We start from the raw sequence: 9,171 nt of genomic DNA, 5'->3' as shown, positions 1-9,171 counted from the left end.
GTTGAATTACCGCCCAGAGGGCGGCGCTACGACCAATTTTGTCTCAATCCTGAAAAAATTGCGATCGTAAATACGTAAATATCGAGTTAGCAATGCTATCATCATAACGATTTCGTATTTGGGGCTGTGGCTCAGATGGATAGAGCAAGCGCCTCCTGAAAAATCGGGCACCCTGCGAGGAAACTCCGGGAGTGAATGTGGTCAAACTCAAGGAAGCCTAAGTCTGACAGCAGATATGGTAATCTTGAGCCAAGCTTTACCCAACAACGGGTAAAGAAGGTGCAGAGACTGGCTTTAAGGAGCTTAAACAAATCTCCTTAAACATACGGCCACCACCTAAAGGCTACAAGTCTACGGTGAAGGAATAGTCCAGAGAGTGGGGAAACTCACACAAATCTGAAGCGCTAGGTCGCCGGTTCAAATCCGGCCAGTCCCGTTAAATAATTAAGAATTAAAAATCAAAAATTAAAAATGAATACCCTTCATTTTTAATTTTTGATTCCTGTTGGTAGGGTATGCCTGTCGGATGTTATATCAAGGCTCCTCTGTCAGCTAGCCAGAGTTTTTGTACATATAATGCGGTTGAATATTGGTTTAAGCAGGCGACGTTATCGAAGTTCTAAAACTTCTAGTAAAAGTTGGTTTCTGATGGTGCTTTTGATTGTGTGTTGGTTTGGGTTTAATCAAATCAAAAGTTATTGGGAGCAACCCCAGGCTTTATTTGTACTAGGGGGCGCTGCGGAGCGAGAGGTGTTTGCAGCCAAATTTGCCCGCGAACATCCTCAATTGCCTATCTGGGTATCTTCTGGGAGCAATCCAGAATATGCAGAATGGGTATTTGCGGAGGCCGGGATCGATCCAGAGCGTTTACATCTAGATTACCGAGCTGTAGATACGGTGACTAATTTTACAACCCTAGTGGATGAGTTAAAAGCTCAAGGGATTCAAAGTGTTTATTTGATTACTTCTGACGACCACATGAGGCGAGCTCGGATTATTGGGGAGATAGTTTTAGGTAGTAGAGGTATTAGTTTTAAGGCGATCCCCGTTCCCTCTGGACGAGCCCCAGAACCCATTGAAAAAGTAGTTAGAGATGGTGTTAGAGCTATTGTTTGGTTAACTACTGGTTATACAGGAGCTAGCCTTGGGCAATTAAAAATTGGTAATCGGTAATTGGTAATTGGTAATTGCTAATCGCTAATCGCTAATCGCTAATGGCTAATGGCTAATTGGTTTGTTCTTGAATTAACACATAAGGGGATATAATCAAAGCATTGAATTTTTTAGCCCGGTTTTCATTCCATTCAGCTATCTGCTCCGGTGATGGTTTAGTCATCTGTTGTTCGCTAATCCAACGCTGCACAAAATTTACATTGTCAGAAGCGATCGCTTCTCCAACTTCCAGCAAATCTAATTCAGGTACAACAATCACCAAAACATCGCGCTCAACGTGAGGCATCAGCCACTCCCAATTAGCCACATCCAAATTTTCTGCTAACTGTGTTTTCAAATTTTCCATTATTCTTTATACCAATTTTTTAAAGGGCAACTAGAGATATAATCTCATATTATAGTATCACCGAGAAATTGAATAGTTACTATCTTTAGTCAGAGTTTTAAGAATTGGTATAACGCCCGCCATCACACGGCGCACTAATAGGCTCATCTGCCTCATAAATGACATCAGAACGCATTGCATATTTTATTCCTCGGCGCACGGGACAGCCTTCATGACGTATTTTGTGCTGAAAGATAGCGGCCATTCCACGTTTCGGAATTATCGTTTGTTCAATCTGCTCTTGGAATCGTGTTTCCCCGCCTTCAAAGTCATCATTGAAATACACGAGAACGGTATGCAAAGAGATTCGATTCTGACTTGGACGATACCAATGATCCATGTGGGGATAAAATCGCTGTCCTGTACGGTAGCGATACATTCTGAGACGTTCATTCAGACCGACTAACTTAAGCATATTAATCTGCTGTGGCAGATGAGGGTAGAGACGGAGAAATAAGTCCTCAGCGATTTTGGGATTGTCCTCAATCGAGCGATCTTGATCGCGATAGAGGGGATTATTAGTAGCTAGAGTGGGAGATGATTGCTCGATAAAGTCTATAAAGTTGCGGCATTCATTTTCTGTATAAACGTCATCTACTAACCAGAGTAACGGTTCAGTTTCAAACCGCATGGGGATTTGAATTGGCATACAAGTCTACGTTTCGCATTGAGCGCTAAAGCGCAACAACATACCTAGATATCACCTTCCTAAATCGTGCATAGCATTGATCTCGGTAGCACATCTTTGGGTAATAGCTTCTAATTCTTCGCGATCGCTAGAATCAGGCGCATCAATTACCGTACCAATCCGCACCGTCAGCGGCACAGAGCGCGGCACAGGAGAACCCTTACGGCTAATTTCGCTCGTACCCCATAAAGATACCGGCAACAGCGGAGCCTTCGCCTTCGCCGCAATCAAAGCCGCCCCCAGCTTCGGTTCCGTAATCCTACCATCAGCAGTCCGAGTTCCTTGCAAAAATACTCCTGTCGCCCATCCCTGCTCTAAATAGCTCAAAGCAGAGCGAATAGCACTGCGATCTGCCATTCCCCTCTTGACAGGATAAGCACCATATAGTAAAATAGCTTTTTTCAAAATTGGAATCTCAAATAACTCCTCCTTCGCCATAAAAGCCACAGGCCGCTTCATGCAAGAAGAGAGAATCGGCGGGTCAAAGTCACTAGCATGATTGCTGACTACCACCAGTGGCCCCTGATGTGGTACATTTTCAGCACCATAGATGCGACCCCGAAAATAAACGTGCAGCATGGGACTGACAACTGACCACTTGAATAAGTGGTAGAGCATTAAACTCTCAATCGGTTCGCGGCTTTTACTCACCAAACACCATCTTTAAATAACAGCTTATATTAGCCTACACTGCATTAGTCCGTGCGGGCGGACTTTGTTCTTCTAACAGCGATTTCAATCGCCTAATATTTTTGCTATAATTTATCTCAATCAATTACTGACAAATACTATGGCTGAAATTACCCTAGATGAAGGTAAACTCAAGGAACTGTTCAAAGCAGCAATTTTTGAGGTGCTGCAAGAACAAAAAGAAGTGTTTTCTGATCTTTTAGCAGAAGCTCTAGAAGATATAGCCATAGAAAATGCTATCAAAGAAGGCGAGAATACTGAAACAGTCAGCCGTGAGGAAATTTTCAGGGTTCTGAAGGGATAGCCATGAATATTGAGTTTAGAAAAAGCTTGAAAAAAGATATGAAAAAGATATACTTAATATTCTTTATCCTGAGTAACCAATAATTGATTTGACCTTTGACCATAAAATTTATTTCTTGTGAAAAATCATGAGAATAGAGGGGGAAATTTATCTCTCTATATACAACGGTTAAACTGATGATTAACAGATGTGTTTTTGAAACCAAGGGATACAGTATTATATTTGAACTAAAAAGTAATAACCTTGAATTAGGCGTAGTTGATTTGCTATTAGAGTTTCAATTAAATCCTCATATTAAAGATTTTTCCATAAGGTCTATTCCTTCTTATATTGATCTCAAAGATCTAGAACGATTAGCAACTTACTTAGAAACACATATTGCTTCTTTAATACAAAACCCAGATAGCGAATCAGAATTTTTTGTAGACTATGGACTGGGTTTTCAACTCCAAGCCTTGGAAGGAGACGTTGATTTAAAAAATGACGGAGAGTTTAGTATTATAGTTTTAGTAGATGTGGGAGAATATGAGAAAGGAAGCTGCCACACTTATGTGGGTGGATTATCTGTAGTTACTGTAGAAAAAACGCAAAAATTTATCTCATCAATTTATGCAGCACTGACAAAGTTTTCTCATTATTAGTATTCAAATGATCGTATTGTCTTTTTTGTTAGGATACTGCATCGAAAAGAGATTTACAGATACTTTCCATAAATCTCCAAATCAAAGCCATAATTACAGAAATTTTGACTTCTCATAAACCTCAATTTCCCGCCAACATCGCCTGCCTACCTTCAGGAGAAGTCGCATAACCTAAGAACGCTCGAACCGCTGGATTAGGAGGATTCTTGTAAACATAAAATAACTGTCGCTGAAAGGGATAATTAGCAGTACCAGGAGCTACACCATCAATAGGTATAACCCGAACAGTTTGCTGATTAGCAACTTGAGCATAGGTAGCATAAGCAATCCCATTATTTCCTAACTCTCGCAACAGCAAAGTTGTAGTATCCGATGGCATAGTCTTAATATTAGGAGTAGTGCCAAATTCACTACCTTTGAGCACCAGTTCCTTAAAGGATTGATGAGTACCACTAACAGGCGGTCGATTAACTACCTGAAGGGGAATAGCTGCTCCTCCAACGCTAGACCAATTATTGATTTTTCCGGTAAAAATTCCCTGAACTTGGGCAGAAGTTAACCCACCAGTGAAAGGATTATTCTTAGGAACAACTACAGCAATTTGATCCGCTGCAATTGTGACTGCAACTAAACCCTGACTCTGTTCTTGAGCGGTCAAAGGTCGGGATAAGGCTGCTAAATCGATGCTTCCTGCTGCTAAATCGGCAATTCCCTTATTAGAACCACCAGCGCTAGTAATAACATTAGTCCCTGTAAATTTGGTCTGAAAACCATTTTTGAGGTTCTGATTAATTGTCACCATGCTAGTAGAACCATCAATCTTCAACGCAGTGCCCGCAGGTACAGAAGCAGGAACGGTAAAGGCAGTAGCAGGTTGTGACCCGCCTGCTATTGGTGCAGTGGGTGGCGGCGGTGGCGGTGGAGTAGTTCCAGTTATATTAGCACTGGGATTCGTCTCTACTGCTGGCTGCCTTAAGAAGAACCAATAACCAGCAGCCGCAAGAGCTAGAAAGATGAGAATAAAAACAATTGGAGGAGGGCCACTACTTTTCGCCATAAATTATCCTTATTCTGGAAGTTGTTTTTTACTGCTATCCAACATTTGCAGGCGGCGGGAAACTTCATCGTCTGCGGTCATTTTTTCTAAGTCTGCCTGGAGCTTTTCTTGGGGATTCTCTGATAGTTCTGCGAAGGCATTTTCCTTAAGATTGCGACGTTGGACAGCACTTTTAGCTTGCTCGAATTGGGAGCGGGCAGAATCGATGCTAAGGTCATTGTTAACCTTAGCAATTTGTCCCAAGGCCGCGTTAATTTCAGCCATATCTTTCATATTCTGCATATCCATTTTGTAAGCTTCCAGTTTTTGCCGTTCGCGGTTTAATTTGTCTTTGGAAGCATTCACGTAATTTTCAGCCTGCTTTACCTGTTCTTCTAACTGCGGTAAAATTTGCTCGATTTGAATTACCTTCGACATTGCCAAACGCGCCGCATCTTCGTTACCGTTGCGTTGAGCCGTCATTGCTTGACGCTCAAAAGTTTGCATTTCCTTAATTTTTTCTTCATATTTCTGCTTGGCTCGTTGGTAAGCTGCGACTTGAGTAGCGACTGCTGCTGCCAGTTTTTGCACTGATTCCTGCATTGAGCGTAGAGATTGCTCGGCAACCTCTACTGCTACCTGACCGCCCGATTCAACTGGTATTCCCCACAGCCAATTCCAAGTGCCGACTATTGCTCTGCCTGCCTTTTCGCCCATCAACCAGTAAATTACTTTTTTCATAAGGGCTTGGTGAATTTTATTTTTACACCCAGTGTACTACAGGATTTTGGAAGGTAGCAATGCAGCAAGGTAAGGTGGGCGCTCTGATTTAAATCCGTAAGTATTATTACGAATAATTATGAGCGCCCACCCTACAAAAGGTTAAAGGATAGTTAACTAAAGATTAATTCGGTACTTGAGCGGCAGTGCTGACATTTTCCAACTCTAAATCAGGAGAATTGCGTTTAATTAAACCTGTCAGCACTTTGCCGGGGCCGATTTCTATCACTTTTTCAACACCCTCTTGGGGTAATTGCAAACAGATTTCGCGCCACCGCACACCTTTGGTCATCTGTTGAGTTAAACGCTGCTTCAAAGTAGCTGCATTTGTAGTTGGTGCTGGTTCAGCATTTGAGAGTACAAATACTTTGGCATCTGAAAATCTTGTAGACTTTAAAACTTGTTGAAATTCTGCCGCTGCTGATGCCATCAGAGGTGAGTGAAATGCGCCTGAAACGTTTAATTTAACGGCGCGTTTTACTTTGATTTTCGCTAAAAGTCCCTCGACGGCCGCAGGTTTTCCAGAAATTACTACTTGTCCGTCGCTGTTGTCATTTGCTAACACTACGTCTTGGCTATATTGGATTTGTAATTCAAGTTGTTGACGGTCAAATCCCATCAAGGCTACCATTTGACCGCCGGAGGCGTTGTCCATGAGTTCGGAGCGACGTTTAACTAGGCGCAATCCTGTTTCAAAGTCAAATACACCTGCGGCGTAAAGAGCGGTATATTCTCCTAGACTGTGACCTGCAACTACAGCGGGGTAATGACCTTTTTGGCGCATTAAGTCCGCTAAAATACTTTCGACAACGTAAAGGCAAGGTTGAGTATAAAGAGTGCGAGAAAGTTTCTCTTCATCACCTTGGCAGAGTTGGGGGACAGACCATCCTAAAATCTGTTCTGCGAGGCTAAATTTGGCTTTTGCTCCTGGCAGTTCTAATAAATCTACACCCATTCCAACTGCCTGAGAACCTTGACCGGGAAATACCCATGCTGTTTTAGTCATTTTTTTGCTAATTGGTAATTGGTAATTGGTAATTGGTAATTGGTAATTGTTAACTGTTAACTGTTAACTGTTAACTGGTAATTTGTCAAATTCGTTATAGTTGTTAAATCCGTTTTCTTTTTATGTAATTTTCTTTCATTAGTCCGATCTCCCTTTTTGTAATAACTGACTGTTAGCCGTTTAACGCCCCCATTGAAAAATTACGGCTCCCCAGGTCAATCCTGCACCAAAACCAGCAGCGGCGATCGCGTCGCCTGGTTTAATTTTACCTTGTCGCAAGGCTTCATCTAAAGCTAAGGGAATTGAAGCTGCTGAGGTGTTGCCGTAATTAGCGAGATTGCTGATTACTTTTTGTGGGGGGATTTTTAACCTCTGGGCTACTGCGTCGAGAATTCGCTGATTGGCTTGGTGTAGCAGGAGCCAGTCAATTTCCTCTACACTGATGTTTGAGCGGAAGAGGGCTTTTTCAATAACTTCCGGGACTTTTTTGACGGCAAAGCGATAGACTTCTTGACCGTTCATGGTGATGGGTTGATAAGCGCCTTGACCGATGGTAACGCCTGGAACTAATTCTTTGGGTTCGGGGCGGTAAGCTAGGTTGAGACAGGCATTTTGGGTGCCATCGCTGCGAATTTCAAATCCTAAAAGGCGATCGCGATCGTTGGCTTGCATTATGACTGCACCCGCACCATCGCCAAATAAAACACAAGTGCCTCGATCTGACCAATTTACCCAGCGGGAGAGAATATCAGCGCCAATTAATAAGACATTTTGATAGGCCCCAGTGCGAATGAATTGCGCGGCGGTTACTAACCCGAAAACAAAGCCAGAACAAGCGGCTGTCAAATCAAAAGCTACAGCTTTGGTTGCGCCTAACTGAACTTGAATTTGGCTAGCAGTGCCGAATAAATCGTCAGCACTTGAGGTGGCTAAAATAATTAAGTCGATGTCTGTTGGTGCTATTTGTGCCATTTCGATCGCCTGTTTGGATGCCTCGACTGCGATCGCGCACACAGAAGTATCAGCATCCGCCAGTCGTCTTTGGCGAATCCCCGTTCTCGAACTAATCCACTCGTCAGAGGTTTCCACGATCTGACTGAGCCCATAATTATCTAGGGTAACTTGCGGCGTACAAGAGCCGCTCCCTGTCAAGGCAATACCTATCCCTGATTGCTGCAACTTTCCTCTCCCAATAATTAGCTACCAGTTGGAGAAATTAAAAATTAAAAATTAAAAAGGTTGCTTTGATTAGCTGAAACTACTATTAATAATAAGTAATACAGCTTTTTGATTTTACCTTTTCAATTTTTAATTCCTGCAAACTTCCTCTAACTTCTAGCTTCTTGTTCCTGACCGCTTTTCTGATATTGCGACTGAATGCGCTCTAGCACTTGGTTATCAATCGCTTCTTTTGCCAGACGAATGGCATTGCTGATGGAATTTGCTTGAGATGAGCCATGACTGATAATGCAAACTCCAGCCACGCCCAAAAGCAAACCACCTCCATGTTCAACGTGGTCTACCCGCTGTTTAAAGCGCTTCAGACTTGGTTGCAACATCTTGGCAGCAATTTTGTTTTCGATCCCAGAGGACAATTCCTCTTTAAACATTTGCAAGACAATTTCGCCTACTGCCTCTGCAAACTTCAATAAGACATTACCCACAAACCCATCGCAAACGATCACATCAAAGTTACCAGAAAGTACGTCGCGACCTTCAGCATTTCCAATAAAAGGAATCTGAGGATTATCAACTAACATCTGGTGGGTACGTACCGCCTGGTCGTTTCCTTTAGAAGGTTCTTCCCCAATGTTGAGAAGTCCAACTTTAGGCTCGGTTACTCCGAGTACGTACTGGCTGTAAATCGTTCCCATGACGGCAAACTGCTCCAAATACTTTGGGCGACAGTCTACATTAGCACCGACATCGAGGATGAGTACCGGTCTGCTGGATACCATTGTGGGCAAAACAGCGCCGATCGCAGGGCGATCGATGCCAGGGAGTCGGCCCAACCGCAGCAGGGCTGCGGCCATCGCGGCTCCTGAGTGACCGGCTGACACCACAGCGTCGGCTCGTTGCTGTTTTACTAAGTCCATTGCCACGTTAATTGAAGCCTTGGGTTTGCGTTTTAAGGCGCTTAAAGGCTCTTCGTGCATTTCTACCGTCCCCTCAGAGGGAACGATTTCTGGGTGAGGTGAGGCATGATGTTGCTTGAGCGAGGCTTCGATTTGCTCTGGGTCGCCCACGAGCAAAATTTCCACCCCTAATTTTTCCTGTGCCTTCAGCGCTCCCGCAACAATTTCAGCGGGGGCGTGATCCCCACCCATAGCGTCTATTGCAATCCTTGCGCGATTCGATCCCATTGACCAAAGTATGAGAAACCTTAAAAATTCTACCAGGAAGTCTGGATACACAAGTCATAACTGGGAATTCTGTATTTGGGATGGGTTCTAAAGGGAAGATGGGGG

The 9,171-nt window shown here is 43.3% G+C and carries 11 protein-coding genes; 3 read left to right on the top strand and 8 right to left on the bottom strand.

The annotated features are described in order from the left end of the window. Positions 1 to 576 precede the first annotated feature (576 nt). Positions 577 to 1,173, top strand: a complete 597-nt coding sequence (locus PN499_RS02930; protein WP_007356962.1) for a YdcF family protein — start codon at positions 577 to 579, stop codon at positions 1,171 to 1,173. A 52-nt stretch (positions 1,174 to 1,225) separates the two neighbouring features. Here the strand turns inward: PN499_RS02930 and PN499_RS02925 are convergent, their stop codons facing one another. The 3 genes from PN499_RS02925 to PN499_RS02915 all read right to left on the bottom strand — a co-directional run bounded on the left by PN499_RS02925 (position 1,226) and on the right by PN499_RS02915 (position 2,897). Then, a complete protein-coding gene (locus tag PN499_RS02925) occupies positions 1,226 to 1,519 on the bottom strand; it encodes a DUF2288 domain-containing protein (RefSeq protein WP_272030195.1) in 294 nt (97 codons plus the stop codon). A 97-nt stretch (positions 1,520 to 1,616) separates the two neighbouring features. Further along, a complete protein-coding gene (locus PN499_RS02920) occupies positions 1,617 to 2,207 on the bottom strand; it encodes a 2OG-Fe(II) oxygenase (protein ID WP_272030194.1) in 591 nt (196 codons plus the stop codon). 51 nt (positions 2,208 to 2,258) lie between these two features. Next, positions 2,259 to 2,897, bottom strand: a complete 639-nt coding sequence (locus tag PN499_RS02915; protein WP_272030193.1) for a lysophospholipid acyltransferase family protein — start codon at positions 2,895 to 2,897, stop codon at positions 2,259 to 2,261. Positions 2,898 to 3,036: 139 nt separating this feature from the next. On the opposite strand from PN499_RS02915, the gene PN499_RS02910 reads away from it, so the two are divergent. Both PN499_RS02910 and PN499_RS02905 read left to right on the top strand, forming a co-directional pair. Then, the gene (locus PN499_RS02910; RefSeq protein ID WP_272030192.1) at positions 3,037 to 3,240 is read left to right on the top strand and encodes a hypothetical protein; all 204 of its coding nucleotides are present in this window, start codon (positions 3,037 to 3,039) and stop codon (positions 3,238 to 3,240) included. 176 nt (positions 3,241 to 3,416) lie between these two features. Further along, positions 3,417 to 3,881 carry a hypothetical protein gene (locus PN499_RS02905; RefSeq protein WP_272030191.1) on the top strand — a complete coding sequence of 155 codons (465 nt, stop codon included), beginning with the start codon at positions 3,417 to 3,419 and terminating at the stop codon, positions 3,879 to 3,881. A 121-nt stretch (positions 3,882 to 4,002) separates the two neighbouring features. Here PN499_RS02905 and PN499_RS02900 read toward each other — a convergent pair whose 3' ends face one another. The 5 genes from PN499_RS02900 to plsX all read right to left on the bottom strand — a co-directional run bounded on the left by PN499_RS02900 (position 4,003) and on the right by plsX (position 9,066). Then, positions 4,003 to 4,938, bottom strand: coding sequence for an extracellular solute-binding protein (locus PN499_RS02900; protein WP_272030190.1), 936 nt, complete (start codon positions 4,936 to 4,938; stop codon positions 4,003 to 4,005). A 9-nt stretch (positions 4,939 to 4,947) separates the two neighbouring features. Next, positions 4,948 to 5,658 carry a PspA/IM30 family protein gene (locus PN499_RS02895; RefSeq protein ID WP_272030189.1) on the bottom strand — a complete coding sequence of 237 codons (711 nt, stop codon included), beginning with the start codon at positions 5,656 to 5,658 and terminating at the stop codon, positions 4,948 to 4,950. A gap of 163 nt (positions 5,659 to 5,821) precedes the next feature. Beyond that, the gene (gene fabD, locus PN499_RS02890) at positions 5,822 to 6,703 is read right to left on the bottom strand and encodes an ACP S-malonyltransferase (protein ID WP_272030188.1); all 882 of its coding nucleotides are present in this window, start codon (positions 6,701 to 6,703) and stop codon (positions 5,822 to 5,824) included. 180 nt (positions 6,704 to 6,883) lie between these two features. After that, entirely contained in the window at positions 6,884 to 7,882 is a 999-nt protein-coding gene (locus PN499_RS02885) for a beta-ketoacyl-ACP synthase 3 (protein WP_272030187.1), read from the bottom strand. 149 nt (positions 7,883 to 8,031) lie between these two features. Next, positions 8,032 to 9,066, bottom strand: coding sequence for a phosphate acyltransferase PlsX (plsX, locus tag PN499_RS02880; RefSeq protein ID WP_007356972.1), 1,035 nt, complete (start codon positions 9,064 to 9,066; stop codon positions 8,032 to 8,034). Positions 9,067 to 9,171 lie beyond the last annotated feature (105 nt).

The sequence above is a fragment of the Kamptonema animale CS-326 genome (genome assembly GCF_028330895.1).
Classification (GTDB): Bacteria; Cyanobacteriota; Cyanobacteriia; order Cyanobacteriales; family Microcoleaceae; genus Kamptonema; species Kamptonema formosum.
Note: the sequence above shows the minus strand (reverse complement) of the source record. Positions and strands in the feature narration are given on the sequence as shown.

What these genes read in the sequence shown, in the direction of transcription:
- PN499_RS02930 (WP_007356962.1), top strand. Translation starts at nt 577, where the DNA reads ATGCGGTTGAATATTGGTTTAAGCAGGCGACGTTATCGAAGTTCTAAA.
- PN499_RS02925 (WP_272030195.1), bottom strand. Translation starts at nt 1,519, where the DNA reads ATGGAAAATTTGAAAACACAGTTAGCAGAAAATTTGGATGTGGCTAAT.
- PN499_RS02920 (WP_272030194.1), bottom strand. Translation starts at nt 2,207, where the DNA reads ATGCCAATTCAAATCCCCATGCGGTTTGAAACTGAACCGTTACTCTGG.
- PN499_RS02910 (WP_272030192.1), top strand. Translation starts at nt 3,037, where the DNA reads ATGGCTGAAATTACCCTAGATGAAGGTAAACTCAAGGAACTGTTCAAA.
- PN499_RS02905 (WP_272030191.1), top strand. Translation starts at nt 3,417, where the DNA reads ATGATTAACAGATGTGTTTTTGAAACCAAGGGATACAGTATTATATTT.
- PN499_RS02900 (WP_272030190.1), bottom strand. Translation starts at nt 4,938, where the DNA reads ATGGCGAAAAGTAGTGGCCCTCCTCCAATTGTTTTTATTCTCATCTTT.
- PN499_RS02895 (WP_272030189.1), bottom strand. Translation starts at nt 5,658, where the DNA reads ATGAAAAAAGTAATTTACTGGTTGATGGGCGAAAAGGCAGGCAGAGCA.
- fabD (WP_272030188.1), bottom strand. Translation starts at nt 6,703, where the DNA reads ATGACTAAAACAGCATGGGTATTTCCCGGTCAAGGTTCTCAGGCAGTT.
- plsX (WP_007356972.1), bottom strand. Translation starts at nt 9,066, where the DNA reads ATGGGATCGAATCGCGCAAGGATTGCAATAGACGCTATGGGTGGGGAT.